Below are 24402 nucleotides of genomic sequence, written 5' to 3'. Positions count from 1 at the left end.
GCGAGGCAGGAGGAGGGTCAGCTTCGAGCGCCGGTGCAATCGACTGACGGAGCCCACGTGGGAGCGCCCGTCAGGCTCTTGCCTGACAGGTCGAACTCGGAAACCACGCGGAACATGCGGATCACGATAGGCATCAACATCGGACCCCGCAAAGTAATTCCTAGCGGGCCTCCAGGCGGACGACGACCGACTTCGAGGTCGGGGTGCGGCTGCCGTCGGCGTAGGAGTCGAGCGGGATGAGGACGTTCGCCTCCGGGAAGTACGCCGCGGCCGAGCCGCGAGGGGTGGCGTAGGCGACGACACGGAAGCCCTCGGCGCGACGCTCGCCGTCGGTCCAGACCGAGACGATGTCGACGGTGTCGCCGTCGGCGACACCGAGCTCGAGCAGGTCCTCGGGATTGACGAAGACGACGTGACGCCCGCCCTTGATGCCGCGATAGCGGTCGTTGTAGCCGTAGACCGTGGTGTTGAACTGGTCGTGGGAGCGCAGCGTCTGGAGCAGCAGGTGTCCCGGGGGAGCGGTGACCGCGGTCAGCGGGTTGGCGGTGACCCGGGCACGCCCGGTGGCGGTGTTGAAGGTGCGGGAGTCGCGCGGGCCGTTGGGCAGGGCGAAGCCGCCGGGTGCCTTCAGCCGGGTCTCGAAGTCCTCGAACCCGGGGATCACCGCGGAGATGTGCCAGCGGATCCGGGAGTAGTCCACGCCCATCGCGGCCCAGTCGACGCCGTTCGAGGAGCCGAAGAGTGCCTCGCCGATCGCACAGATGATGCCGACCTCGCTGCGCAGTTCCTTCGAGCCCGGGAGCAGGCGGCCGTAGGAGGCGTGGACCATGCCCATCGAGTCCTCGACGGTGACGTACTGCTCCCGACCGCCGGTCTCGTCGCGCTCGGTGCGGCCCAGGCAGGGCAGGATCAGACCCTCGCGGCCGTGGTGGAGGTGGCTGCGGTTGAGCTTGGTCGAGATCTGGACGGTGAGGCCGACGTCGGCGAGCGCCGCGGTGGTGACCGCGGTGTCGGGCGTCGCGGCGGCGAAGTTGCCGCCCAGGGCGAGGAAGACGTCGACGGCACCGGCCCGCATCGCCTCGATCGCGGCGACCACGTCGTAGCCCTCCTCGCGCGGCGGCGTGATGCCGAACTCGTCGCGGACCGCGTCGAGGAACCACGCCGGCGGCTTCTCCCAGATGCCCATCGTGCGGTCGCCCTGCACGTTGGAGTGGCCACGGACCGGGCAGGCGCCGGCGCCGGGCTTGCCGATGTTGCCGCGCAGCAGCAGGAACGAGGCGATCTCGCGGATCGTGGCGACCGAGTTCTTGTGCTGGGTCAGGCCCATCGCCCAGCACACGATGACGCGCTCGCGGGACTCGACGAGGTCGGTGAGGGACTCGATCTCCTCGCGGGAGATTCCGCTCAGCCGGGTGATCTCGTCCCACTCCATCGCCGCCCAGGCCTGTGCGGCGACCTCGAAGCCGTCGGTGTGCTCCTCCAGGAACGGGTGCGCGACGGCGTCGCGCTCGACGAGCAGCTTGTTGATCCCGGCGAACAGGGCCAGGTCGCCGTTGACCTGCACGGGCACGTGGACGTCGGCGAGCTGGGTGCCGACGCCGGTGATGCCGCGTACGGTCTGCGGGTTGCGGAACCGCCCGAGGCCCGCCTCGCGGAGTGGGTTGACCGACACCACCATGGCGCCGTTCTCCTTGGCGGACTCGAGCGCGGTCAGCATCCGCGGGTGGTTGGTGCCGGGGTTCTGGCCGACCACGAAGATCAGGTCGGAGTGCTCGGCCAGGTCGTCGTAGGTCACGGTGCCCTTGCCGATGCCGATGACCTCGCCGAGCGCGGTGCCGCTGGACTCGTGGCACATGTTGGAGCAGTCGGGCAGGTTGTTGGTGCCGAGCTGGCGGGCGAGCAGCTGGTAGGCGAAGGCAGCCTCGTTGGAGGCCCGGCCCGAGGTGTAGAAGACCGAACGGTCGGGGTCGGCCGCGCGCATGCGGTCCGCGATCAGGTCGATCGCGTCGGCCCAGGAGATGGGGGAGTAGTGGGTCTCGCCGGGGCCGATGTACATCGGCTCGGTCAGCCGGCCCTGCGACTCCAGCCAGTGGTCGTCGCGCTCGTCGAGAGAGGTGACCGAGTGGGCCTCGAAGAAGGCGCGGTCGACCCGCTTGCGGGTCGCCTCCCAGGCCACGGCCTTCGCGCCGTTCTCGCAGAACTCGGCCGCCTTGCGGTGGTCGGGGTCGGGCCAGGCGCAGGAGGGACAGTCGAAGCCGCCGACCTGGTTGACCTTGAGCAGCGTCTGCAGACTGCGTCTGGGGCCCATCTCACGCAGCGCGTACTCCATCGAGTGCGCCACGCCGGGGATCCCCACCGCGGCCGTCTCCGGCTCGCTGACGCGGAGAGTGGGTTCGGGCAGGTCTGTGCGGCGCTCGTTGCTCACCCCAGCAGGCTACTCCGTGGCGATCGCCTCGAGGACGTCTTCCCTTCCGGCGCGGATGGCGGGCAGGAGAGCGGCCAGCACCCCGACGACCACCGCGATCCCCAGGAAGACGGCCAGCTGGTCGAGCGGCACCCACAGGCTGGTCAGGTCCTCGCGCAGCGCGTCGCGCAGCAGCACCCCGAAGAGCACGCCCAGACCGAGCCCGAGCACTGCCCCGAGCACCGAGATGGTCACCGACTCGAGGGTGATCATCCGGCGCAGCTGGCCGCGGGAGAGCCCGATGGCGCGCAGCAGGCCGATCTCGCGGGTGCGCTCGATGACACTGAGGCCGAGGGTGTTGACGATGCCGATCACCGCGATCACGATCGCCAGCGCGAGCAGGCCATAGATCATGTAGAGCAGCTGGTTGACCTGCCCCTTGATCGACTCGGCGAACTCGTCCTTGTCCTGCACCGCGACCACGGGGCGGTCTTCGACGAGCTTGTCGAGCCGGTCGTGCACGACGGCCGGCTCGGCTCCCCGCGCGAGCAGGATGCTGAGCGAGGCGTCCTCCCGCGGCACCTTGGCCGCCACGAGGTCCTCGATGCGCAGGGTGATGTCCCCGGTCACCTGGCTCTGCGCGATGATCCCGCTGATCTGGGGGTGGGCCTGGCGACCGCTGACGAAGGTGAGGTCGATGCGGTCACCGAGCCGCCACTTGTGCTTCTTCGCGGCCTCGTCGGTGACGAGCACCTGACCCGGCTTGACGTCGTCGCTGCCCTCGAGCACGTCGAGGTCGTAGACCTTCGACAGGTGCTGGTCGACGCCGAAGAGGAACGTGGCCTCGTTGTTCTTCGGGTTGCGCAGATCGACCTCGCCCACCACGGCCTGGGCGATCTGGGAGCGCGAGACGGTCGCCACGCCCTCCACCTTCTCCATCTCGTCGCCGATCGAGGTCGGGAACGGGGTGAAGGTCGGGCTCTGCACGACCAGGTCGGGCTTGAACTGCTCCTCGACCACGTCGGTGATCGAGGCGTTCATCGAGGCGGCGAGCACGCCGATCAGCGAGACCAGCGCGAGCCCGATCATCAGCGCGGAGGCGGTGGCGCCGGTGCGCCGCGGGTCGCGCATCGCGTTCTGCCCCGCGAGCTTGCCGGTCATCCCGAAGACCGCCCCCGAGACCGTACGCAGCGCCGCGAGCACCGGGCGGCCCAGGAACGCGCTGATCCAGGCGACCGAGAGGATCGAGACCCCGGCACCCACGCCCACCCACAGGGCTGGGCTGGTGGGCACGTCGAACCCACCCGGCAGGCTGATCTCGGGGATCCCGATCCTCGGCATCGCCGCGAGCACGAGGCCGGCGGTCAGCAGGAGGAGCCCCACCGACGTACGCAGGATGGTGGATCTGGCCGGAGGCTGGGTGTCCTCGCGCATCGCTGCCACCGGCGGCACCTTGGCGGCCCGGCGGGAGGGGAGCAGCGCGGCGGCGAGGGTGACGCAGACGCCGACGGCGTAGGAGACCCAGATGGTGCGCGGGGTGAGGACGAGAACGTCGGAGGCGATCTCCAGCCCCGCCTGGCGGAAGGCGGCGGCCAGGCCGTGGGCGAGTCCCCAGCCGGCGAGGATGCCGAGGGTGGCCGCGACCAGCGCCATCACCAGCGCCTCGAAGAGCACCGAGGCGGTGACCTGGCGGCGGGAGGCACCGAGGGCGCGCAGCAGCGCCAGCTGACGCGAGCGCTGTGCGATCAGGATCGAGAAGGTGTTGACGATGATGAAGGCGCCGACGATCACCGCGATCACCGCGAAGACGATCAGGAAGACCGAGATCACGTCGAGGAACTCACCGATGGCGTCCTCCGACTCTTCGACCACCTCGTCGCCGGTGACGGCCTCGAAGCCCTGCGGGATCGCCGTGCTCGCGGCCTCGACGAGCTCCTTCTGGCTGACGCCGGGGGCGGCCGTCAGCGAGATCCCGGAGTAGACGTCCTTGCCGTCGGTGAACAGGTTCTGGGCACCGGTCGTGCTGAAGATCAGCAGCTGCGCGCCGGCGGTGCCACCGCCGTTGAAGGCGGCGATGCCGGTGAGGGTGACCTTGCGGCGGGTCTCGCCCCGGGGCGCGATCAGCGTGACCGAGTCACCCACCCGGTAGCCGGCCTTCTCCGCCGTCGCCTCGTCGAGGACGAGCTCCTTCTCCCCGGTCGGCCAGCTCCCCAGGGTGAGCTCGAGCGACGGCTCGCCGAGCAGGTTGGGGGTGCCGGTGCGGTTGAAGGCCAGCGTCGGAGCGCCCGAGCTGCTGACCAGCTTGTCGTCGTCGTCGAGGACGTAGAGGCCGAACCCCTGGACGACGCCGTCGGCGCGGGCGACCTCCGGCAGCGTACGCAGCCTCTCGATGGTCTCCGGCTCCAGCATCGCCGCGCCACCACCGCCGGGGCGGCTGGCCTCGGCCGAGCTGGCGCTGTTGACCGGCCGCACCTGGCCGTCGGGCGTGGAGCCGTTGATGATGCCGGAGAAGGTGCGGTCGAGTCCGTGGGAGAAGGTGAGCACGCCGGCCAGGAACGCCACGCCCAGGACGATGGCGAGCGTCGACATGATCAGGCGTACCTTGTGCGCGGCGAGGTTGCGCAGCGTCAGCCGGAGCACCTCAGAAGCCTTCGCCGATCGGGGCCAGCCCCATGGCTCGCGACTGCAGGTCGGACATGTGCGCGAGGATCTCCTCGCGAGTCGGCTTGGCCAGCTCGTCGACGATGCGGCCGTCGGCCAGGAAGACCACCCGGTCGCAGTAGGAGGCGGCGACCGGGTCGTGGGAGACCATGACGATGGTCTGGCCCAGGTCGTCGACGCTGCGGCGCAGGAACTCGAGCACCTGGGCGGCCGAGGTGGAGTCGAGGTTGCCGGTCGGCTCGTCGGCGAAGACGATGTCGGGCCTGGAGACCAGCGCCCGGGCGCAGGCGACCCGCTGCTGCTGGCCACCGGAGAGCTCGCTCGGCTTGTGCCCGAGCCGCGGCCGCAGATCGACCGTGTCGATGACCTGGTCGAACCACTCCTTCTCAGGCTTCTTCCTGGCCAGCGACAGCGGCAGCAGGATGTTCTCCTGCGCGGTCAGCGTCGGCACCAGGTTGAAGGCCTGGAAGACGAACCCGATCTTGTCGCGACGCAGCGCGGTGAGCCGGCGGTCGCGCATCCTGCCCAGCTTGCGACCGCCGACGATCACCTCGCCGGACGTCGGCTTGTCGAGCGCCGCCAGGCAGTGCATCAGCGTCGACTTGCCGGAGCCCGAGGGGCCCATGATGGCGGTGAACTGTCCCGCGTAGAGGTCCAGGCTCACGCCGTCGAGCGCGCGGACCTCCGCGGCGCCCTTCCCGTAGGTCTTGTGCAGGTCGATCGCCTGGGCGGCGATCTCGAGTCGGTCTGCGTCGGTCACGACCCCAACTCTGGCTCACCCCTGGTGAGCGCGCATCGGGGTTTATCCCCATTTGTAGATCTCGACCCGCTTCGCGGGTTCGCAGGCCCACCCGCTGCGCTCGCTCGATCTCTTCGCGTTATGACCCTGCTCGCGTCGCTCGCAGGGTCATAGGCTCACACCTTCTGGTTGAGCAGGCCCGTGTCGACGTCGTAGATGAACCCGCCGACCTTGACGTCCTCGGGGACGAAGGGGTGCGAGCGGACCTTGGCGACGTCCTCGGCGAGCGCGCGGACCTGGTCGTCGACGACGACGGTCAGGTCGAGCCAGGAGGCGTCCTGCCCGGCGGACTCGGCGAGCTTGGCGCGCAGCTCGCCCTCGGTGTTGGAGGCGACCGCACAGCGGGTGTGGGGCACGACCAGGATGCGCTTGACGTTGAGGAGGTGCACGCCGAGCACCAGCGCCTCCATCGCCTGCGGGGTGACGCGGCCGCCGGGGTTGCGGAAGATCTTGGCGTCGCCGAGGCCCAGGCCCAGCAGGGCGAGCGGCTCGATGCGGGAGTCCATGCAGGTCACGATGGCGACGCCGGCATGGGCGACGCCGTCGAAGCCTCCGTTGTCGAACTTCTCGGCATATTCACGGTTCGCGGCAAGCAGGTCATCGAAATCGGCCATGGGGCCAAGGTAGCCGATATCGCGGCGACGGCTTCGACCTGTGTCAGATAGCGTGCGCGATGTGATCCACGCCCTACTCGAGCCCAGCGACCTGCCCCACCGACTGCCCCGATTCGCGGACATCTCGATCGACGACTACGGCCCGGCGATCGAGCACGGGATGGCCGAGCAGCTGGCGGCGCTCACCACGATCACCTCCTCCACCGAGGAACCGACCCTCGAGAACACCCTGGTCGCCCTGGAGCGGTCAGGGGAGACGCTGGACCGGGTCCTGCGGGTCTTCTTCGCACTGCTCTCCGCGGACTCCTGCGACGCTCTGGACGAGCTCAATGCTGCGTACGCTCCTCGGCTGGCGGCCCACCACGACGCGCTGCTCCTCGACGACGCGCTGTTCGCGCGGGTGAACGCCGTCTACGAGAAGCGGGACGAGCTGGAGGGCGAGGACCGCTACCTGGTCGAGCGCTACCACCGTGACTTCGTGCTCGCGGGCGCTGCGCTGGGAGCCTCGGAGAAGGCGCGGCTGCGTCTGCTCAACCAGGAGATCTCCGGGCTGGAGGCGGCCTTCGCGCAGGCTTCGCAGGCCGACTCCAACGACCTGGCCGTGGTCGTCGACACCGTCGGGGAGCTCGCCGGCCTGACCCCGGGTGAGATCTCGGCGGCAGCCGCGGCGGCCGAGGGACGAGGACTTCCGGGCAAGTTCCTGATCACGCTGACCCTGTTCACCGCCCACCCCTACCTGTCGGTGCTGGAGAACCGGGAGCTGCGTCAGCGGCTGTTCGAGGCGCAGCTCGTGCGCGGCTCGCGGGGCAACGACAACGACACCCGGTCCATCGCGCTCGACGTGCTGCGACTGCGGGCCGAGAAGGCGCAGCTGCTCGGGTTCGACAGCTACGCGGGGCTGGTCACCGCCGACAACACGGCCGGCACGCCCAAGGCTGTCCGCGACATGCTGGAGCGGCTGGCGGCGCCGGCCGCCCGCAACGCCCGCGCCGAGCAGGCCGCGCTCGAGGCGTCCGCGGGTGGGCCGATCGAGGCCTGGGACTGGCCCTACTACGCCGAGAAGGTCCGGGCCTCGGAGTACGACGTCGACCTCGCCGTACTGCGACCGTGGTTCGAGGCCGACCGGGTGCTGCGCGATGGCGTCTTCTACGCCGCGGGCCGGCTCTACGGCCTGACCTTCGAGGAGCGCCCCGACCTGCAGGGCTATCACCCCGAGGTACGCGTCTTCGAGGTCTCCCGCGACGGCGAGCCGATCGGGCTCTACCTGCTCGACCTCTACACCCGCGACTCGAAGAAGGGCGGGGCCTGGATGAACTCCTACGTCACCGCCAACACGCTGCTGGGTGAGCCGTCGGCGATCGTGACCAACAACCTCAACGTGCCCAAGCCGGCGCCCGGGGAGCCCACGCTGCTGACGTTCGACGAGGTCAACACGCTCTTCCACGAGTTCGGGCACGCGCTCCACGGGCTGCTGGCGCGGGCCACCTACCCCCGGTTCGCGGCGACCTCGGTCTACCGAGACTTCGTCGAGTACCCGTCGCAGGTCAACGAGATGTGGATGCTCTGGCCCGAGGTGCTCGCCAACTACGCGGTGCACCACGTGACCGGGGAGCCGATCCCGGCCGACGTGCTGGGCAAGCTGGAGGCGTCCGCCACGTTCAACGAGGGGTTCGCGACCTCCGAATACCTGGCCGCAGCGCTGATCGATCTGGCGTGGCACGAGCTCGGGCCCGCCGACGTACCGACCTCACCGGGGGCGGTGGGGGAGTTCGAGGCGGCCGCGCTGGCAGCGGTCGGTCTGGACAACCCGGCGGTGCGGCCGCGCTACTACACGGCCTACTTCAAGCACATCTTCGGCGGCTACGCCTCGGCCTACTACTCCTACGTCTGGTCCGAGGTCCTCGACGCCGACACGGTCGCGTGGTTCAAGGATAACGGTGGTCTGACCAGGGAGAACGGCGAGGCGTACGTCCGCTATGTGATCGGCATCGGCGGCACCCGCGACCCGCTGGAGTCCTATGCGGAGTGGCGCGGCCGGCCGGCCCCGATCGCTCCGCTGCTGGAGCGCCGGGGCCTGGCCTGAGGGGTCAGCGGTCCCGCGGGTCCGCGGGACCCGCCCAGCTGGACTGCGGGTCGCTGGCCGGGAACGTCTCCTCCTCGGTCTCGTCCTGAGGATCGCGCTCCTCGCCTTCCTCCTCGACCCTCTCCGGGGTGGGGAAGGGGATCGGGGACTCGGTGCTCTCGTCCGCGCCGGTCACGGGGTCCCGGGTTTCCTTCTCGACCATGGTTCTGCTCCCATCTGAGGACTTCGATGTTGTCGTCGACGCCGTTCGGCATCTACTGTGCCACGTCGGTGCCAGGCCAGGATCAGCTCAGCGCGTCCTTGACGCGGTCCACGATGGAGTGGAACGGCATCGTGGCCAGCTGCTTGGGCACCGAGCCCGCGGTGCCGGGGTGCGGGTGGGTGGGCGCGACCATCTCGGCCGCCGTCAGCCGCTTGCCCATCATGTGGCGGGAGGTCTCGTCGAGCGTGGAGAGCAGCAGCGGAAACTCGGCGCGCTCCTCCTCCTCGGTGTGCTGCTCGACCGCGATCTGGAAGATCGGGAAGCTCTCGTCGAACTCGGGGCTCTCGACGCCGAACTCCTCGAGCCGGGCCAGCATCTCGCTGATCTCCTTCTCATCGGCGTTGAGCGCCTTGGCCAGCGTCTCGCCGCCATGGCTGGAGGTGACCGTGTGGACGACGAGCTCCTCGGCGGTCTCGTGCACGGCGAGCAGGCACCGCAGGTCCTCGAACGCCTGACTCTTGGCCGGGCCCTCGGAGCTGCCCACCGTCGCGCAGAGCTGACGGATACCGGCGTGCTGGTGCAGCAGGATCCTGATCGCGTCGCCATCGGGTAGCTCGGAGGCCTTCTTGAGCTCTTCGGTCACATGGGACATGAGTTGCTCCTGTCTCAGGCGTCTGGATGGACATCTTCCCTGGTACCCGCGGCGTGTTCTGCCCATACACCTGTCCAACTGACCACCGATCTGAGAAGGTTCAAGTGTGATGAGGCAGGGGGTGTTGCGGGTTGCGGTGGTCAGCCCGCAGGAAGTTGTGATGCGGGGTCTCACGACCATGCTCGCGGACTATCCCGACAGGCTGGTCGTGACCGCCCTACCGTCGGTGCGCAGCAAGGCGCCGGGTGTCGACGTGATCCTCTACGACACCTTCGGTCTGCACCTGGCCGACGGCTCCGACCTCGTGCATCTGCTGCAGGAGACCGACGCCAAGGTGCTGATCTTCAGCCGCGACATGCGGCCCGATCTGCGCGTCAAGGCCCACGCACTCGGTGCCCGGGCCTGGGTCTCGATGAGCGTGCACGCCGGTGATCTCGTACGCACCATCGAGATGACCGCCGCCGGTGAGCCGATCGGGGAGCGGGAGGACCGGCTCGGCACGGTCGCCGGGCTCACCACCCGCGAGGTCGAGGTGCTCGCGCTGATCACCCAGGGGCTGTCCAACACGGAGATCGCCGAGAAGCTCGTGGTGAGCGTGAACACGCTCAAGAGCCACATCCGTCAGGCCTACCGAAAGATCGAGGTCACCACCCGCAGCCAGGCGGTCAGCTGGGCGATCACGCACGGGTTCGCTCCACCGGATCAGAATTCTGTGGAATCGGGTGCATCCGTAGGGGCCAGGATGGTTACCGATACCGTATCGACAGAGCAGTCTGGGTGACTTCCCCCTGCTTCGGCCCGGCGGAGTGACACCACGATCGCACTGTCGGTGCCGCGGTCTCGGCAACGGACCCGGGACCGCGGTTCTAACCCTCAGGGGTGAGTGTGCTGTGGGGGTTGAGCTCACCCCTGAGGGCCATTTCTCCACTCAGCCGGGGCTTTTGGCCGATTTCCGCGCAAGACTCGGATCATGGACAGCAACCAGCAGGGCCCATCGCTTCTGGCTCCGGGACAGCAGGAAGACCTGGTCGTACGGCACCTCCCGGTCGCACGCTCGTTGGCTGCCCGCTACTCGGGCCGTGGGATCGAGGTCGAGGACCTGCGTCAAGCCGCGCGGATGGGGCTGGTGAAGGCCGCCCGCCGCTACGACCCCGAGCAGGGTGCTTTCCTGAGCTACGCCGTGCCGATGGCCAAGGGCGAGATGCGTCGCTGCTTCCGGGACCTTGCCCGCTGCGTACGTCCTCAGCAGGTGCAGGAGAACGAGTCAGGGCCGCTCGTGGAGCAGGTGGGAGAGGTCGATCCGGGCTTCGACCGGGCCGAGGCCCGCGTGCTGGTGGAGAAGGCCCTGGTGGGGCTCGGTGAGACCGACCAGATGATCCTGCGGCTGCGCTACGCCGAAGGCCTGACCCAGGCCGAGATCGGCGAGCGGATCGGTGCGACCCAGGCCCAGGTCTCGCGTTCGCTCGCCCGGATCCTCCGCCGGATGCGGGTCGCGGTCGCCGCGTAAGAGGGGTCCGATCTGGGTACCGGTCGGCCATGAGTACTCCTGCCGTCATCTTCACCGTGATCGGGGTGATCGTCGTCCTGGTCGGCATCGCGGCCTGGCTCTACGACGCCCGCCGCAACAAGCGCGTCGCCGATGACGAAGAGCGCTTCGACCAGCCGAGAACGAGGCCGAGAACGAGAAGGAGGAGCTGAGATGCCGCAACGTGCCTGGAGCAAGAAACGAGAACGCCAGTACGAGCACATCAAGCAGGGTCTGCTCGACCGCGGCGAGAACGAGGACACCGCGGAGGAGATCGCGGCTCGTACGGTGAACAAGGAACGTGCCCGTGAGGGTGAGTCCCGCGAGCGCAGCCGCACCTCGACCAAGGACATCTCCTCCGGCCGCCGCGGTGGGCTGCGCAGCCACCGTGGGCCTGGCGGGCGTACCAAGGACCAGCTCTACGAGGAGGCCAAGGACAAGAACGTCAAGGGCCGCTCGAAGATGAACAAGGCCGAGCTCGAGAAGGCGGTCGGCCGCTAGGACCGACTGTCCTGGCTTCCGGAGAAACCGACCCCCGCCGCGTCGCCCCCTCACCCGGGTCGACGCGGCGGGGGGTCGGTCTGGGGCATCTCACTTTGGGGCACCACACAGAGAACGGCGACCGCCGGCTCGGAGAGCCGGCAGCCGCCGAAGAACAGGTGATGAAGGGGCTACGGGTGCGGCCGCGAGACGTACGCCGTCGAGGTGCGCTCGACGAGGTCGTCACCGGCCTCCGACGGCGCCGTGCCGCGAGCCCGGTGGTCACCGGCGTGGCCGAACGGAAGGGTCATGGTGCCGATCCGATCACGTGCCATGCCGACGGTGACGCCGGCTCCGTCGCGTAGCGTCTCGTACGTCGCGGCCGGGTAGCGGCCGACGATGTAGCCGGCCACGCCACCCAGCGCGAAGGTGAAGAGGCTGCGTTTCGTCCTCACTTCTTCCGACCTCCCTTGAACCTCCGCGTCAGTGCGTCGGTCCCCTTCTTGCGGATGACAGTGGTGGCGACGGCCATCACCGCGGGGGCGAGGAAGGCGGCGAGAGCCGCGATCCGCTTGCCCCAGGACGACTCCTGCCACTTGGTCTTGGGCGTGCCGTTCCACAGCGAGCGCTGGGCGGTGTCGTCGCGCTCACCGGTGATCGTCGAGTACGTCATGCCAGATCTCCTTCGTCGGGGTCGGCTTTCGTGGTCCCGTACCCGGGTCGGGTGCGGGTCATGCGGCGATCTCCATGCCCTCGAGCTGGGCGCGGAGCTCGTCGATGATGCGGGTCAGGATGCGGGATACCTGCGTCTGGGTGACGCCGATGGCCTCGCCGATCTCTGCCTGGCTGCGGTCCTCCAGGAAGCGGAGCCGCACGACGAGCTGGTCGCGCGGGCACAGCGCGTGGATCGCCTGCTCGAGCGCGAGCCGGGTCTCGCAGTCGGAGAGCCCGCCGTCGATGCCCGGCAGCATGTCGCCGATCGTCGCCTCCGCCGAGGACTGAGAGTCGCTGGGACGCAACGGGGCGTCCAGCGAGGAGGGGGTGAAGCAGCCACGGGCATCGAGTGCCTCCCGTACCCTCTGCTCGGGCACGTCGGCGATCTCGGCCAGCTCGGAGGTGGGCAGGTTGCCGCGCTCGGAGCCGATCCGCAGCAACGTGCTCTGCAGTTCCTGGATGGGGCGCGGCGGGCGCACGGTCCAGCCGTGATCGCGGAACCACCGCTTGACCTCACCCCGGATGGTGGGCACTGCGTAGGTGAGGAAATCGTCGGCACGGTCCGGATGGAAGCTCTTCGCAGCCCGGACCAAGGCGATGTACGCCACCTGCTCGAGGTCGGCGCGGGGGATGCCTCGGCCGGTGTAGCGGTGGGCGATCGAGCGAGCGACCGCCGCGTTGAGCAGGATCACCTCCTCGATGAGCCGGTCCTGCTCTTCTCCTTCCGCCTGATGTGCCTCCGCCAACAGCTCTGAGGTCAGACGCTGGCGCTCGGCTCGGGGAAGGTCTGTCTCGAAAGTTGTCGTCGTCATGTGTGGGTAGTGCCCGGAATGAGCGTGCCCCAACGGCTCAGGAGCGAAGTTCACCCCGTCGGGTGTGGGCCTCGCGAGCCGCAACCACCCCTTCGGGTGAGAAGAGCGGCGGGCGTGTCATCGCCGAATTTGTCCCGCAAGGCGCATCGCCGCAGGTGCTCCCGGGCACCGAAGGGCAATGAGAATCCTGATCTGGCACGTGCACGGCCCCTGGACGACGGCGTTCGTGCACGGTCGCCACGACTACCTCCTCCCCACGACGCCCGACCGTGGCCCCGACGGGCTCGGCCGGGCCCGCACCTGGGACTGGCCCTCCTCGGTCCGCGAGGTGAGCAGCGACGCGCTCGCTGAGGAGCAGGTCGACGTCGTCGTCCTGCAGCGTCCGCACGAGGTCGAGCTGGCCGAGCAGTGGCTCGGCGGTCGCCGACCCGGTCGCGACGTACCGGCCATCTACCTGGAGCACAACACTCCGGCCGGTGCCGTGCCGGACACGCGTCACCCGATGGCGGGCGGCGACATCCCGATCGTGCACGTCACCGGCTTCAACGACCTCGTCTGGGACTGCGGCGGCACCCCGACCACCGTGATCGAGCACGGCATCGTCGACCCGGGCCGCCGCTACACCGGCGACATCGAGCGCGCCGGGGTCGTCGTCAACGATCCGGTACGCCGAGGCCGCTCGGTCGGCGCCGACCTCATCCCGGCGCTGGCCGAGGGCGTCGGAGCCGACGTCTTCGGCATGCGCGTCGAGCGCCTGCCCGACCACCAGGGGCTGAGGACGTACGAGAACCTGTCCCAGCAGGATCTGCACGACCACCTCCCGCGACGACGCGTCTACGTCCACCTCAACCGCTGGACGTCGCTGGGGCTCTCCCTGATCGAGGCGATGCACCTGGGCATGCCGGTCGTCGCCCTGGCCACGACCGAGACCCCGCTCGCAGTGCCGCACGAGGCCGGCTTCGTGACCACCCGTCGCGACGAGATCGTCCCGGCCGTACGCCACCTGATGAAGGATCCCGACGTCGCCGAGGAGGCCGGACTCATCGGGCGCCGCCACGCCAGGAGGCGCTACGGCCTCGACCGGTTCCTGGAGGAGTGGGACGACGTGCTCCGCTGGGTCGCCAGCAGCGGCGCCGGCTGAGAAGGGACTACCGGGAGGGTTTGCGAGCGCGCGAGGTGGGTACCGGGCCGGGCGTACGCAAGAGAGAACTCATGAGGAGTGATCCGCATGACCACGAAGAGCGTTGAGACCGGAGCCGTCACGGGTACCCCTGACAAGGACTACGACCTCATCTGGTTCACCGAGGCCTGCCTGGACAACGCACTGCGTCTGGACACCTACATCGAGGACGCGCGCCGCTCGAAGGACACCGACCTGGAGGACCTGTTCGTCCGTGCCCAGGCCAACTCCGTGCAGGGTGCCGAGGAGGCGAAGGCCCTGCTCCGTAGCCGCTTGGACGACAAGGTCTGAGCATCCCCCGCAACAACTACACACCGAGGTGAGATCCGAATGGCACTAATTCTATGGCTGATCGCGGCAGTCCTGGTGATCGGCGGCATCCTTGCGCTGGTCCGTGGCCAAATCCTGTGGGGAGCTGTACTCATCGTGGTCGGTCTTCTGGTCGGCCCCGGTGGGGTGAGCATCTTCACCTAGAGACCGTGCGGCCCGGTGTCCCTCGAGGGCCCCGGGCCGCGCGGTGTCCGGAGTGAAGTCCGGTGACGAAGTCGATCGAAAGGACCGATCATGGGTAAGTGCGCCACGTGCGGCAACGAGTACGACGAGAGCTTCGAGGTGACCACGGCCTCGGGTGAGCATCATGTCTTCGACTCGATCGAGTGCGCGGTGTCCGTGATCGCGCCGGTGTGCGTCAACTGCGGCACCCGCATCCTCGGGCACGGGGTCCAGAACGAGGAACACGTCTTCTGCTGCGCCCACTGCGCTCACGCGGTGGGCGTGACGGGCGTGAGCGACCGGGTCACCAGCGGCTCTTGACGGGAGCCCACGGATGACCCGCGATCTCGCCGTGGACCTGTTTCGCCACGGCTACCACGCGATCCCCGACGCCCGGCGGCGAGCCGGCGACCCGTCGGCCTGCCCCGTCAAGCTCCTCGGGGACGATGCGGTGGTCGTGAGCGGTCCCGCCTCCGTACGCCGGTTCTACGACTCCTCGCTCATCCGGCGCACCGGTGCGGTGCCCGCCCCGCTGGCCGCGCTGCTGTTCGGCCGTGGCGCCGTCCATGGTCTCGACGGCGCCGAGCATCTGCACCGCAAGGCGCACTTTCTCGACCTGCTCGACGATGCGGACGCGACCCTCCGAGATCTCGTACGCCGCCATCTCGGCTCCGCCCTGAGGACGTCTCAGGGGGAGACGGTGGGGGTGTTCACGCTGCTGTCCGAGGTCTACGCCCGCGCGGTCCTGGAGTGGGCCGGCATCACGGTGCGCAACCCCGGCCGGGTCGGGCGGCGACTGGCTGCGATCGTCGACGGGTTCGGGTTCTCCGGCTCGTCCTATCCGATGGCGTGGGCGGCCCGGCTCTGGGCCAACCGGTGGGCCCGCGAGCTGATCCGGGAGGCGCGGGCGTCCCGGACCCCGCCCTCGACACCGGTGGAGGTCATCGCCGCCTGGCGGGACCCGAACGACGACCTGTTGTCGGTCCCGGTGGCTGCGGTCGAGCTGCTCAACGTGCTCCGTCCCGCCGTCGCGGTCGCCTACCTCGGCACCTTCGCCGTCCAGGCGGTCGACGACGAGCCGCGGTTGCGCCCGTCGCTCGCCGAGGATGCCGCGCAGCGGCACGCCTTCACCCAGGAGGTACGCCGCATCTTCCCGTTCGTCCCGGCGCTCGCCGGCATCGCGCGGCAGCATGCCGACTGGGACGGCCAGGTCGTCTCTCCGGGGCAGCGAGTCGTCCTCGACGTCCCCGGGACCAACCTGGACCCGAGGTCGTGGTCGGCCCCCTACACGTTCTCGGCCAGGCGGTTCGTCGGCCGCGACGTGGACGCGTTCGAGCTCGTGCCGCAGGGCGGGGGAGACCCGGCCGAGGGTCATCGGTGTCCCGGGGAGCCTTCGACGATCGCGATGATCTCCGCCACCGTCGAGATCTTCGCCGCTGCTTCCTGGAGCGTGGTCGAACGCGGCAGCACCTATCCGCGGATCCCCGCCCGCGAGCGTCTGCGGATCCGGGTCGGGTAGGTCAGCGGCGCCCAGCGAACCGCAGGGCGCTGTGGTGCTCGTGGGCCAGCCGGCGCAGGGAGAGCAGGAACTCCCCGAGGACGACCTGGCCCAGCACCATCTGCTCCATCATGGCCTCGCGGTCCTGGGTGGCGTCGATCTGGTCGAGCTCGTAGGCGGCGATCGCGTCCACGAGGGGCAGGTAGGTCGCCGCGCGCTCGGGATCGGTGGGCAGGCCGCTGTCCAGGATGACGCTGATGATGCCGGCGAGGCGATCCCGCTCGGGGGCGTCGGGCCTGACCTTCGACCACCCCGCCCGCTCGACGATCTGGTCGGCGAGCTCGCGGAGGTGGACGTCGCTGGTCTCGGGGGCCGTTGTCTCGGTGCGGAGCGCGTCGCAGGCCTTGCCGAACATGTCGTGCACCGACGCGCCGCGGTCCTGGGTGGCGTCGACCAGTGCCTTGAGGGCTCCGACGGGGACCGCGCCGACATCGCGCAGCACCCGGAGCAGGCGCAGGCGGCGTACGTGCTGGTCGTCGTAGTCGGCCAGGCGCTCGGAGATCCTTCTGCCGGGGGAGAGGAGGCCCTCGCGTACGTAGTACTTGATCGTCGCGACGCTCACGCCGGTGGAGTCGGCGAGCTCGGAGATCCGCATGGTTCCTCCCTGAAACCGGTTGACGCATTGCTGGATAGGAGCACTATCCTAGACTAGATACTGTGACTATCTAGCGAGGAGACGAGCATGTCCAAGATCGCCAGGGCCTACCGGGAGGCTCCGAAGAACGTGCCGAGCGGCGTCACGCCCGGCCACCGCGTCGCCGATGTCGGCACCGACGAGATCGTGGTGTTCCTGATCGGGATGCGCATCAACCGCTGGCGCAAGGTGCGCAGCTGGTTCCCGGTATTCGTCGCGATGCCACGGATGCTCGCCCAGCTCGCCAAGAACCCGGACCTCGGGCTGCTCTCGGCGCGCAGCTACTGGTCGGGGAGGGTGCTGATGACGGTGCAGTACTGGCGCAGCGTGGAGGAGCTCGGCCGGTTCGCCAAGGATCCCTCGCTCACGCACGCTCCGGCCTGGGCGGCCTTCAATCGGCGAGCGGCCCCGACGGGCGACATCGGGATCTGGCACGAGACCTACCGGGTCCCGGCCGACCAGGTCGAGACGCTCTACGGCAACATGCCGACGTTCGGCCTCGGAACCGCGCTCGGCGCGGTCGAGCGGGCCGGCGGGCGTCGGAACGGGACCCACGAGCGGATGGGCTCCACCCGCCCGGAGTACGTCGAGACCCCCTAGAGCGCGGTGACGGTCTCGCTCGGCGACAGTGCCCGGGTCGGCGCGCCCCGCAGCAGCACCACGGAGAGGACGGCGGCGATCGCGGCGCAGACAGCGGCCCCGGCGAAGACCGTGTGCTCCTGGGCGATGGCGGCGCCGATGAGCAGGTCCTGGTAGTCCTGGCACATGCCGCCGCCGGTGCAGACCGAGGACAGCGACGGCAGGTCGGCCTGGGCGGCGTAGTAGCTGCGCAGGCCGATCGTGGTCAGCGCCGAGATGCCGACCAGCATGCCGACCATCCGGGCCACCACGGTGAAGGACGTGGTCAGGCCGTGCATCGACTGCTCGGTGGTGGCCAGGATCGCGGCGTTGACCGGAGCCAGGGCGAGACCGAAGCCGAGGCCGCCCGCGACCAGCACGACCGTCGCCGCGATCGAGCGCAGCGCGTCGGCGTCCCAGCGAGCCATGAACACGAACGCCACCGCGGCCAGCAGCATCCCGGCTCCCGCGATCACGCCCGCGGGCAGCCGCCGGGTCAGGAATCCGCCCGCGACGGCGCCCACCGGAAGCGCGACCAGGAACTCCAGCAGCACCAGCGCGGCCTTGAGCTGGCTGTCGCCGTAGATCGTGGTGCGGGCGAAGAGCGGCACGTCGATCAGCGCGGCCACCAGCGCCGCCCCGACGAAGAAGGAGATCAGCACCGAGCCCCACGCCGGCGCCCGGGCGAACGCACCACGCGGGACGATCGGGTCCTGCGCCCGGCGCAGGTGGAAGACGAAGCCGAGCAGCGCCAGAGCGCCGGCGACGAGGTACCAGACCCCCTGCTCGGAGAAGACCGCCACCTCGGGGTCGGCGGTCGCGAAGGCCAGGATCACCCCGGCCAGGGCGATCGAGAGCAGCAACGCCCCGAGGAGGTCGACCTCGGCGGCGATCCGGCCCAGCACGCTGCGTACGCGGGGCCGCAGGCCCCACTTCAGCAAGAAGCCCACGGTGCCGACGATCGTGACCAGGCCCAGCGGGGTCAGCCAGCGCGTCGACCCGGCCGCGGGCACGTAGAGCGCGCCCCACGTCAGGTCCTGGACGAGCGCGGCGGGCTCGATGGCCAGGAGCACGAACGCGATGCCGGCGAGCAGCAACAGCAGCAGCGCGACCAGGTCCGGCCGCGCGGAGCGGGCCGGTGCCGGGTCCGGGCGGCCGAGCCGTCGGATCGCGATCGCCAGCACGACGCCGACGACGAGGTTGAGCAGGAAGATCGCGCGCCAGTCGGCGACCGCGAGCACGCCAGCCCCGATGAGCGGTCCGAGCACGGAGCCGAGCTCCTGGACCGCCGAGACCAGCCCGAGCGGAACCCCGCGGCGCTCGGCGGGGTAGAGCGCCGCGACCAGGGCGAGCGTCGCCGGCACCAGCGCCCCGCCGCCCAGCCCCTGGAAGAACCGGCCGACCACCATCGCCGCCAGGTCCCACGACAGCGCGGTCAGGAACGAGCCGAAGGCGAAGACCACCAGCCCGCCGACGAGCACCGGCAGATGTCCGAGCAGATCGGCGAGGCGCCCGATCAGCGGCAGCACCGCGACGTAGCCCAGGAGGAAGCCAGAGATCAACGGCGCGGCCCGTTGCAGCTCCTCGATCGAGAGCCCGACCCCGGCCATCATGTCCGGCAGCGCCAGCACGACGACGTAGGTGTCCGCGGCGGCGAACGCCACCGCGATCGCCGCGAGCCAGAGGACCGCCCTCACGGCTTGGCGATCTCCTTCTCGACGTCGTAGTCGGCGATGTCGATCGTGTAGGAGTAGGCCGCCTCGCCCTCGCCGCTGAAGTGGCCCTTGATCGTGGCCTCGGTGAGCTCGTCGGAGTCGTTGATGATGTAGGTGACGTCGAAGTCGCCGGCCGCGGCGGCCAGGATCTTCTGGACCGCCGTGTCCGGCAGGGTGCCGGTGTAGGTCGAGAGGATCTCGTCGTTGTCGGCGCCGCCGCGCACCGACTTGCCGATCTTCACGTCCTCGGTGGCCGAGAGCAGCGAGGAGATGCCGGTCTCCGGTGCGATCAGCGCTGCCGGGTCGGGCACGCCGTAATCGGCCGGGTCGAGCTCCTGGAAGGTGGTCGTGAACGGCAGCTTCGCGTAGACGACGCCATCGACCGAGACCACGTCGACCTGCGCCTCGGCACCCATCACCGGAACCGTGAGCTTGCCCTCGAACGCGGGCTCGCGGGTCAGCGTGCCGGTCGCAGCCTTCAGCGTCGTGATGCCCTCGGGCAGGTCGTCGGAGGCGAGCGAGAAGTTGATCCCGCTCGTCTCGTCGAGGTGACTCTGCGCGGCTGCGAGCACCTGCTTGGGCGTACGTCCCTTGGCCGGGTCGTCCTCGCCGCAGGAGGTCATCACGAGAAGCGCGGCCAGAAGGGCGAGGAGAGCGAACGCGAAGCGTGGCAGGCTCAGGGGCATGCGGGTCAGGATGCCACGCCTCGCAACCCTCATGGTGTTCAGGTGGCGTTATCGGCGGTGCTGACCGGGTGCGGGGTGTCCAGGCACCGGCGGATGGTGGTGACGACGCTGCCGGCGGTGAACAGCTCGTCATCCGCGGAGTCGCTGACACGTACGTCCTGGATCTGGTCGACCAGCGCGGACAACGCGTCCTGGGCGTCCGTCTTGACGCCGGGCTCCGCGGTGCGCCCGTCTCCGGACTGCACCAGGTCTGCGAGAGCGAACAGTGCCCGCGCGGTGTGCGGCCGCAGCTCCGGGCCGAGCCCGACCTGATCGTTCTCCGCCCGTTCCTCCTCCTCGAGAAGCTGGGTGAGGTCCTCGACCAGGAAACACACCCTCTCCAGGTCGGCCGCCTGTGCGAGCTGTCGTTCCAGGCGGAGCCGGTGTGGCTCTCGACGCCTGTTGGCGCGGGATGCTTCGACGACGAGCTGTCGTGCGGCGCGCATGTTCTGCACGGCCGGCTCCAGCTGTGCCCGGTAGTCGCTCCACTCGTGCGCCGTCGGTGGCCTGTCCTCGTGCAGCGCATGTGCCAGCCGGCGGAGCTGGACGAGCACCTCTGCGCGTACCTCGGTGATCGCTCGCTCCATCGGCGCGAGAGGAAGCTGCGGGAAGAGCACCGTCATCAGGACCCCGATGGCGGCTCCGATCAGGGTGAGCCCGCCGAAGGCGCTCACGAACGCCACCGGGTCCTCGGTGCCGATGATCAGGACGAACAAGGCTGCTGTCGGGACCCAGTGGCCGGTGTCGTCCAGCCAGCTCCAGGTCCCCGCGATCGTTCCCACCGCGATCACCAGCGCCACGGTCGCGGGACTGGGCGAGAGCACCGCCCCGACCGCCAGGGCGATCGCCGAGCCCAGCCAGATGCTGACGATGCTCTGGACCGATTTGCGTACCGAGCCCATCACGGTCGACGACATCGCCACCACGGCGCCCAGGGGCGCGTAGTAGGGGAATTCCCCCGCCGGCCCCGGGAAGACGGCGCCGACCCAGAAGGCGATGGCGCCGGCGGTCCCCGTCGTCAGGGTCTGGCCCCACGGAAGCCGCCGGACACGCGCGCGGATGCGAGCCCATCGCTCCGTGGCGGGTGTGACGGCAGGTGTCAAGGCATGCTCCCTCACTCGGCGACTGAGCGATCCGGTACCCGGTACTCCGGTTCTTGACCTCCTCAGGGTTTCAGGCGGTGGCGGGCAGGGCGCGGGTGAGGACGCGCCGGGTGAGAAGGGCGAGGAGGACGGCGACGGCGCCGACGAGGACGACGGCGGCACCGAGGCCGCCGAGGGCACCGGTGAAGGCGACGACCAGGAGCGGGCAGACGAACTCGCCGAGGAACAGGGCGGCGGTCCACAGGCCGGTGCCGCGGCCGCGCTGCTCGAAGGTGAGTCCCGACTGTGCCCAGACGAGGAGGGTCGGCAGCATCAGCCCGGTGCCGGCCGAGGCGATGACCGCGCGATGAGACCGGTCCCGGCCAGCCCGAATGCGATGGGTAGCAGCGTCGCGGTGCCGCGTGCGGAGACCCGGCCGAAGGCGCACGCACCACCGGCTGTCGCGAGCGAGGCGAGTGCGGTGAACGCGCCGATGGCGGGCACGGCGGTGATCCCGGCCGCGTCGAGGACGTAGGGCAGCTCCACGATCGGGGTGTAGAAGACGATGCCGCCGACGACGGTGACCGCGCACGGCAGAGCTGCACCGCACCGAGATCGCGGCGATCGCCACCGACACCTGGGGCTTCGAGGTGCGGCCGAACGAGTTCGACGACGCCTTCCAGCCGCTCCACCAGGTCGCGATCCCGCACCTCGGACTGTTCCTGGGGGAGATGTGGGACCTGGACGGCCTGGCGGACGCGTGCGCGGAGGACGGTCGCTACGACTTCCTGCTCACCGCGGCACCGCTGCGGGTCACCGGAGCCGTCGGAGCCCTGGTGAACCCGATCGCGCTGCGCTGAGGGTCGGGATGCTCACCGAGTTACCTCGGTGAGCATCCGCTTCCCTCGTGGAACTCCGCGAGGGAAGCGTGCGTCGACCGAGTTACCTCGGTGAACATCCACCTACTCGGCAGAAACCGAGAACGTGTGGGCGACGGGCCCGGCCACGGCGTCGATGGGCTGCTCCAGCGGCACCCCGGAACCATCCCGGCGCGGGTCGATCTCGGGCAGCTCGATCGGCGCCCCGGAGGCCGCGGCCGCCATCGGGGGAGCGGCGCCGACCCAGGCGAAGACGAGGGTGTCCTCGCCCTTGAGATACCGGTGGGCGCGTACGCCGCCGGTGGCCCGGCCCTTGGCCGGGAACTCGCTGAACGGCGTGGTCTTCACACTGCCGGTCTCGGTGCCCGGAAGCGCCGAGGACGAGCCGGCCACGGTGACGACCGCGGCACCCTCAGGAGCGTCGGGGGAGACGACGCCGAAGAAGACGACCTTCGAGCCGTGGGCCATCCGGACACCCGCCATCCCGCCCGCGCTGCGACCCTGAGGCCGTACGGTGTCGGCCGGGAAGTGGAGCAGCTGGGCGTCGGAGGTGACGAAGACCAGCGACTCGGTGCCGGTGCGCAGCTGGGCCGCGCCGACCACCTCGTCGCCGTCGGCCAGCTTGATGACCTCCCACTCGTCCTTGTTGAGCAGCACCTCGGGGTTGACCCGCTTCACGACACCGAGGCGGGTGCCGAGGGCGATGCCCGGCCCGTCGGTGGCCAGCGTGGTGAGCGCGAGCGCGCGCTCGTCGGACTCCAGCGAGAGCAGGGCGGAGAGCGGCAGACCGCCGGACAGGTTCGGGTCGCCGTGGGTCGGCGGCATCGCCGGCAGGTCGAGCACTCCGAGGCGTACGAGACGGCCGCGGGAGGTGAGCACGCCGATCTGGCCGCGGGCGGTCGCCGGGACCACCGAGACGACCACGTCGTGGTTGGCGCGCGCCGAACCCGTGGTGAACGGCTCGGCGTCGGAGGAGCGAGCCAGCAGCCCGGTCGAGGAGAGCAGCGCGAAGCACGGGTCGTCGGCGACCTCGAGGCTCATCGCCTCCAGCGCCGGTGTCCCGGCCGAGGCCAGGAGCACCGTGCGTCGCGGGGTGCCGAAGGTCTTGGCCACCTCGCCGAGCTCGTCGGAGACGACCTTCCGGAGCATCTCGTCGTCGCCCAGGATCGAGTCGAGGTATTCGATGGTGGCCTGCAGCTCGTCGCGCTCCTTCTCCAGCTCGATCTTGGAGAACTTCGTCAGCCGGCGCAGGGCCATGTCGAGGATGTACTCCGCCTGCGGCTGGCTCAGGTCGAAGACCGACATCAGGCGCTCGCGAGCCTCGCCCGCGTTGTCGGAGGAGCGGATCAGCTGGATGACCTCGTCGATGTCGAGGATCGCGATCAGCAGACCCTCGACCAGGTGCAGCCGGTCGGCGGCCTTGTCGCGACGGAACTGCGAACGGCGGCGGACGACGTCGTAGCGGTGGCCCAGGAAGACCTCGAGCAGCTCCTTGAGGCCGAGGGTGCGCGGCTGGCCGTCGACGAGCGCGACGTTGTTGATGCCGAAGGAGTCCTCCAGCGGCGTCATCTTGTAGAGCTGCTCGAGCACGGCCTCGGGCACGAACCCGTTCTTCACCTCGATCACGAGCCGGGTGCCGTGCTCGCGGTCGGTGAGGTCCTTGAGGTCGGCGATGCCCTGGATCTTCTTGGACTGCACCAGCGTCTTGACCCGCTCGATGATCTTCTCGGTGCCGATGTTGAACGGCAGCTCGGTGATCACGATGCCCTTCCGTCGCCCGAACGGCTCGATCCGCGTGGTGGCACGGATCTTGAAGGAGCCGCGACCGGTCTCGTACGCATCCCGGATCCCGTCCAGGCCGACGATGGTGCCGCCGGTGGGAAGGTCGGGCCCGGGGACGAACTTCATCAGCGTGTCGAGCTCGGCGCCCGGGTGCTTGATCAGGTGGCGTGCGGCGGCGATGACCTCGACCAGGTTGTGCGGGGCCATGTTGGTCGCCATGCCGACCGCGATGCCGGTGGCGCCGTTGACCAGCAGGTTGGGGATCGCGGCGGGGAGCACGCTCGGCTCCATCTCCCGCGAGTCGTAGTTGGGTCGGAAGTCGACCGTGTCTTCCTTGATGTCATCGGTCATCGCCAGCGCGGCGGGGCCCATCCGGGCCTCGGTGTAACGCATCGCCGCGGCCGGGTCGTCTCCGCCGGGGGAGCCGAAGTTGCCGTGACCGTCGATCATCGGCAGCCGCATCGCCCACGGCTGCGCCATCCGGACGAGGGCGTCGTAGATCGCACCGTCGCCGTGCGGGTGCAGCTTGCCCATCACCTCACCGACGATGCGGGCACACTTCACGTGGCCGCGGTCGGGACGTACGCCCATGTCGTTCATCGTGAACAGGATCCGGCGCTGCACGGGCTTGAGGCCGTCGCGGGCGTCGGGCAGTGCCCGGGAGTAGATGACGGAGTAGGAGTACTCCAGGAATGAGGACCGCATCTCGTCCCCGATGTCGGTGTCGAGGATGTGCTCCTCGAAGTCGTCGGGTACGTCTTGTTTGGTCTTGCCGCGTGCCATAAGGGGCAT

At 69.8% G+C, this 24402-nt stretch carries 28 protein-coding genes; 12 read left to right on the top strand and 16 right to left on the bottom strand.

Annotation, left to right across the window (positions count from 1 at the left end; genetic code table 11):
* Positions 1–160: 160 nt before the first annotated feature.
* From ACFVDI_RS12095 to ACFVDI_RS12080, 4 genes are all read right to left on the bottom strand, one after another.
* On the bottom strand, positions 161–2425 hold the full coding sequence (locus ACFVDI_RS12095) for an FdhF/YdeP family oxidoreductase (RefSeq protein WP_378904867.1): 2265 nt from the start codon (positions 2423–2425) through the stop codon (positions 161–163).
* A 9-nt stretch (positions 2426–2434) separates the two neighbouring features.
* Positions 2435–5044 carry an ABC transporter permease gene (locus ACFVDI_RS12090; protein WP_378904864.1) on the bottom strand — a complete coding sequence of 870 codons (2610 nt, stop codon included), beginning with the start codon at positions 5042–5044 and terminating at the stop codon, positions 2435–2437.
* Position 5045: 1 nt separating this feature from the next.
* Positions 5046–5825 (bottom strand): ABC transporter ATP-binding protein, encoded by a 780-nt coding sequence (locus ACFVDI_RS12085; protein WP_378904861.1) that lies wholly within the window; start codon positions 5823–5825, stop codon positions 5046–5048.
* A gap of 155 nt (positions 5826–5980) precedes the next feature.
* Positions 5981–6478: a beta-class carbonic anhydrase gene (locus ACFVDI_RS12080; RefSeq protein ID WP_378904858.1), complete on the bottom strand. Its 498-nt coding sequence runs from the start codon at positions 6476–6478 to the stop codon at positions 5981–5983.
* Between the two features lie 61 nt (positions 6479–6539).
* On the opposite strand from ACFVDI_RS12080, the gene ACFVDI_RS12075 reads away from it, so the two are divergent.
* A complete protein-coding gene (locus tag ACFVDI_RS12075) occupies positions 6540–8561 on the top strand; it encodes a M3 family metallopeptidase (protein ID WP_378904855.1) in 2022 nt (673 codons plus the stop codon).
* A 4-nt stretch (positions 8562–8565) separates the two neighbouring features.
* On the opposite strand, the gene ACFVDI_RS12070 is transcribed toward ACFVDI_RS12075, so the two are convergent.
* Together ACFVDI_RS12070 and ACFVDI_RS12065 are read right to left on the bottom strand one after the other, a co-directional pair.
* Entirely contained in the window at positions 8566–8763 is a 198-nt protein-coding gene (locus ACFVDI_RS12070; protein ID WP_378904852.1) for a hypothetical protein, read from the bottom strand.
* 82 nt (positions 8764–8845) lie between these two features.
* Positions 8846–9415, bottom strand: coding sequence for a hemerythrin domain-containing protein (locus tag ACFVDI_RS12065; RefSeq protein ID WP_378904849.1), 570 nt, complete (start codon positions 9413–9415; stop codon positions 8846–8848).
* Positions 9416–9575: 160 nt separating this feature from the next.
* Here ACFVDI_RS12065 and ACFVDI_RS12060 point away from each other — a divergent pair, with 160 nt between their 5' ends.
* The 4 genes from ACFVDI_RS12060 (at position 9576) to ACFVDI_RS12045 (ending at position 11441) form a co-directional block, all read left to right on the top strand.
* On the top strand, positions 9576–10196 hold the full coding sequence (locus ACFVDI_RS12060) for a response regulator transcription factor (RefSeq protein WP_378904846.1): 621 nt from the start codon (positions 9576–9578) through the stop codon (positions 10194–10196).
* A 189-nt stretch (positions 10197–10385) separates the two neighbouring features.
* A complete protein-coding gene (locus ACFVDI_RS12055; protein WP_378904843.1) occupies positions 10386–10922 on the top strand; it encodes a sigma-70 family RNA polymerase sigma factor in 537 nt (178 codons plus the stop codon).
* Positions 10923–10951: 29 nt separating this feature from the next.
* Positions 10952–11113: a hypothetical protein gene (locus tag ACFVDI_RS12050; RefSeq protein ID WP_378904840.1), complete on the top strand. Its 162-nt coding sequence runs from the start codon at positions 10952–10954 to the stop codon at positions 11111–11113.
* A 1-nt stretch (position 11114) separates the two neighbouring features.
* Entirely contained in the window at positions 11115–11441 is a 327-nt protein-coding gene (locus tag ACFVDI_RS12045; RefSeq protein ID WP_378904837.1) for a plasmid stabilization protein, read from the top strand.
* A gap of 170 nt (positions 11442–11611) precedes the next feature.
* On the opposite strand, the gene ACFVDI_RS12040 is transcribed toward ACFVDI_RS12045, so the two are convergent.
* Genes ACFVDI_RS12040 through ACFVDI_RS12030 form a run of 3 tightly spaced genes read right to left on the bottom strand, consistent with a single transcriptional unit; the run spans position 11612 to position 12946 of the window.
* A complete protein-coding gene (locus ACFVDI_RS12040) occupies positions 11612–11875 on the bottom strand; it encodes a hypothetical protein (RefSeq protein WP_378904834.1) in 264 nt (87 codons plus the stop codon).
* Complete coding sequence (locus tag ACFVDI_RS12035) at positions 11872–12093, bottom strand: hypothetical protein (protein ID WP_378904831.1); 222 nt, start codon at positions 12091–12093, stop codon at positions 11872–11874. Before ACFVDI_RS12035 ends, ACFVDI_RS12040 begins: the two co-directional genes overlap by 4 nt.
* Positions 12094–12151: 58 nt before the next feature.
* Positions 12152–12946, bottom strand: a complete 795-nt coding sequence (locus ACFVDI_RS12030) for a sigma-70 family RNA polymerase sigma factor (RefSeq protein ID WP_378904828.1) — start codon at positions 12944–12946, stop codon at positions 12152–12154.
* Positions 12947–13124: 178 nt separating this feature from the next.
* Here ACFVDI_RS12030 and ACFVDI_RS12025 point away from each other — a divergent pair, with 178 nt between their 5' ends.
* The 5 genes from ACFVDI_RS12025 to ACFVDI_RS12005 all read left to right on the top strand — a co-directional run bounded on the left by ACFVDI_RS12025 (position 13125) and on the right by ACFVDI_RS12005 (position 16137).
* Positions 13125–14087 (top strand): glycosyltransferase, encoded by a 963-nt coding sequence (locus ACFVDI_RS12025; protein ID WP_378904825.1) that lies wholly within the window; start codon positions 13125–13127, stop codon positions 14085–14087.
* Between the two features lie 87 nt (positions 14088–14174).
* The gene (locus ACFVDI_RS12020) at positions 14175–14417 is read left to right on the top strand and encodes a hypothetical protein (protein ID WP_378904822.1); all 243 of its coding nucleotides are present in this window, start codon (positions 14175–14177) and stop codon (positions 14415–14417) included.
* Positions 14418–14456: 39 nt separating this feature from the next.
* Entirely contained in the window at positions 14457–14600 is a 144-nt protein-coding gene (locus ACFVDI_RS12015) for a GPGG-motif small membrane protein (RefSeq protein WP_328531433.1), read from the top strand.
* Positions 14601–14690: 90 nt separating this feature from the next.
* A complete protein-coding gene (locus ACFVDI_RS12010) occupies positions 14691–14939 on the top strand; it encodes a hypothetical protein (protein ID WP_378904819.1) in 249 nt (82 codons plus the stop codon).
* Between the two features lie 13 nt (positions 14940–14952).
* On the top strand, positions 14953–16137 hold the full coding sequence (locus ACFVDI_RS12005) for a hypothetical protein (RefSeq protein ID WP_378904816.1): 1185 nt from the start codon (positions 14953–14955) through the stop codon (positions 16135–16137).
* Position 16138: 1 nt separating this feature from the next.
* On the opposite strand, the gene ACFVDI_RS12000 is transcribed toward ACFVDI_RS12005, so the two are convergent.
* Entirely contained in the window at positions 16139–16771 is a 633-nt protein-coding gene (locus ACFVDI_RS12000; RefSeq protein WP_378904813.1) for a MerR family transcriptional regulator, read from the bottom strand.
* 87 nt (positions 16772–16858) lie between these two features.
* Between ACFVDI_RS12000 and ACFVDI_RS11995 the strand changes: the two genes are divergently transcribed.
* Positions 16859–17410, top strand: coding sequence for a DUF4188 domain-containing protein (locus ACFVDI_RS11995; protein WP_378904810.1), 552 nt, complete (start codon positions 16859–16861; stop codon positions 17408–17410).
* Here ACFVDI_RS11995 and ACFVDI_RS11990 read toward each other — a convergent pair.
* The 5 genes from ACFVDI_RS11990 to ACFVDI_RS11970 form a co-directional block, all read right to left on the bottom strand.
* Complete coding sequence (locus ACFVDI_RS11990) at positions 17407–19125, bottom strand: MFS transporter (RefSeq protein ID WP_378904807.1); 1719 nt, start codon at positions 19123–19125, stop codon at positions 17407–17409. The genes ACFVDI_RS11995 and ACFVDI_RS11990 overlap by 4 nt on opposite strands.
* Entirely contained in the window at positions 19122–19829 is a 708-nt protein-coding gene (locus tag ACFVDI_RS11985) for an LppX_LprAFG lipoprotein (protein ID WP_378904804.1), read from the bottom strand. The genes ACFVDI_RS11990 and ACFVDI_RS11985 overlap by 4 nt, the downstream gene beginning before the upstream one ends.
* Before the next feature lie 38 nt (positions 19830–19867).
* Positions 19868–20971, bottom strand: a complete 1104-nt coding sequence (locus tag ACFVDI_RS11980; RefSeq protein ID WP_378904801.1) for a hypothetical protein — start codon at positions 20969–20971, stop codon at positions 19868–19870.
* 70 nt (positions 20972–21041) lie between these two features.
* The gene (locus ACFVDI_RS11975; protein ID WP_378904798.1) at positions 21042–21284 is read right to left on the bottom strand and encodes a hypothetical protein; all 243 of its coding nucleotides are present in this window, start codon (positions 21282–21284) and stop codon (positions 21042–21044) included.
* Positions 21284–21496, bottom strand: coding sequence for a hypothetical protein (locus ACFVDI_RS11970; protein ID WP_378904795.1), 213 nt, complete (start codon positions 21494–21496; stop codon positions 21284–21286). The genes ACFVDI_RS11975 and ACFVDI_RS11970 overlap by 1 nt, the downstream gene beginning before the upstream one ends.
* Before the next feature lie 104 nt (positions 21497–21600).
* Here ACFVDI_RS11970 and ACFVDI_RS11965 point away from each other — a divergent pair, with 104 nt between their 5' ends.
* Entirely contained in the window at positions 21601–21810 is a 210-nt protein-coding gene (locus tag ACFVDI_RS11965; protein ID WP_378904792.1) for a hypothetical protein, read from the top strand.
* Between the two features lie 102 nt (positions 21811–21912).
* On the opposite strand, the gene ACFVDI_RS11960 is transcribed toward ACFVDI_RS11965, so the two are convergent.
* Positions 21913–24393 carry a DNA topoisomerase (ATP-hydrolyzing) subunit A gene (locus ACFVDI_RS11960; protein WP_378904789.1) on the bottom strand — a complete coding sequence of 827 codons (2481 nt, stop codon included), beginning with the start codon at positions 24391–24393 and terminating at the stop codon, positions 21913–21915.
* Between the last annotated feature and the right edge of the window lie 9 nt (positions 24394–24402).

Origin of the sequence: Nocardioides sp. NPDC057767, from assembly GCF_042798275.1 — a bacterium.
Taxonomy (GTDB): domain Bacteria; phylum Actinomycetota; class Actinomycetes; order Propionibacteriales; family Nocardioidaceae; genus Nocardioides.
Note: the sequence above shows the minus strand (reverse complement) of the source record. Positions and strands in the feature narration are given on the sequence as shown.

Excerpts from the sequence above, each read along its gene's own strand:
- ACFVDI_RS12080 (WP_378904858.1), bottom strand. The coding sequence starts at position 6,478 with ATGGCCGATTTCGATGACCTGCTTGCCGCGAACCGTGAATATGCCGAG.
- ACFVDI_RS12055 (WP_378904843.1), top strand. The coding sequence starts at position 10,386 with ATGGACAGCAACCAGCAGGGCCCATCGCTTCTGGCTCCGGGACAGCAG.
- ACFVDI_RS12065 (WP_378904849.1), bottom strand. The coding sequence starts at position 9,415 with ATGTCCCATGTGACCGAAGAGCTCAAGAAGGCCTCCGAGCTACCCGAT.
- ACFVDI_RS12060 (WP_378904846.1), top strand. The coding sequence starts at position 9,576 with ATGCGGGGTCTCACGACCATGCTCGCGGACTATCCCGACAGGCTGGTC.
- ACFVDI_RS12070 (WP_378904852.1), bottom strand. The coding sequence starts at position 8,763 with ATGGTCGAGAAGGAAACCCGGGACCCCGTGACCGGCGCGGACGAGAGC.
- ACFVDI_RS12010 (WP_378904819.1), top strand. The coding sequence starts at position 14,691 with ATGGGTAAGTGCGCCACGTGCGGCAACGAGTACGACGAGAGCTTCGAG.
- ACFVDI_RS12050 (WP_378904840.1), top strand. The coding sequence starts at position 10,952 with ATGAGTACTCCTGCCGTCATCTTCACCGTGATCGGGGTGATCGTCGTC.
- ACFVDI_RS11985 (WP_378904804.1), bottom strand. The coding sequence starts at position 19,829 with ATGCCCCTGAGCCTGCCACGCTTCGCGTTCGCTCTCCTCGCCCTTCTG.
- ACFVDI_RS11995 (WP_378904810.1), top strand. The coding sequence starts at position 16,859 with ATGTCCAAGATCGCCAGGGCCTACCGGGAGGCTCCGAAGAACGTGCCG.
- ACFVDI_RS12045 (WP_378904837.1), top strand. The coding sequence starts at position 11,115 with ATGCCGCAACGTGCCTGGAGCAAGAAACGAGAACGCCAGTACGAGCAC.
- ACFVDI_RS12005 (WP_378904816.1), top strand. The coding sequence starts at position 14,953 with ATGACCCGCGATCTCGCCGTGGACCTGTTTCGCCACGGCTACCACGCG.
- ACFVDI_RS11960 (WP_378904789.1), bottom strand. The coding sequence starts at position 24,393 with ATGGCACGCGGCAAGACCAAACAAGACGTACCCGACGACTTCGAGGAG.
- ACFVDI_RS12035 (WP_378904831.1), bottom strand. The coding sequence starts at position 12,093 with ATGACGTACTCGACGATCACCGGTGAGCGCGACGACACCGCCCAGCGC.
- ACFVDI_RS12020 (WP_378904822.1), top strand. The coding sequence starts at position 14,175 with ATGACCACGAAGAGCGTTGAGACCGGAGCCGTCACGGGTACCCCTGAC.
- ACFVDI_RS12025 (WP_378904825.1), top strand. The coding sequence starts at position 13,125 with ATGAGAATCCTGATCTGGCACGTGCACGGCCCCTGGACGACGGCGTTC.
- ACFVDI_RS12000 (WP_378904813.1), bottom strand. The coding sequence starts at position 16,771 with ATGCGGATCTCCGAGCTCGCCGACTCCACCGGCGTGAGCGTCGCGACG.
- ACFVDI_RS12030 (WP_378904828.1), bottom strand. The coding sequence starts at position 12,946 with ATGACGACGACAACTTTCGAGACAGACCTTCCCCGAGCCGAGCGCCAG.
- ACFVDI_RS12015 (WP_328531433.1), top strand. The coding sequence starts at position 14,457 with ATGGCACTAATTCTATGGCTGATCGCGGCAGTCCTGGTGATCGGCGGC.
- ACFVDI_RS11975 (WP_378904798.1), bottom strand. The coding sequence starts at position 21,284 with ATGCTGCCGACCCTCCTCGTCTGGGCACAGTCGGGACTCACCTTCGAG.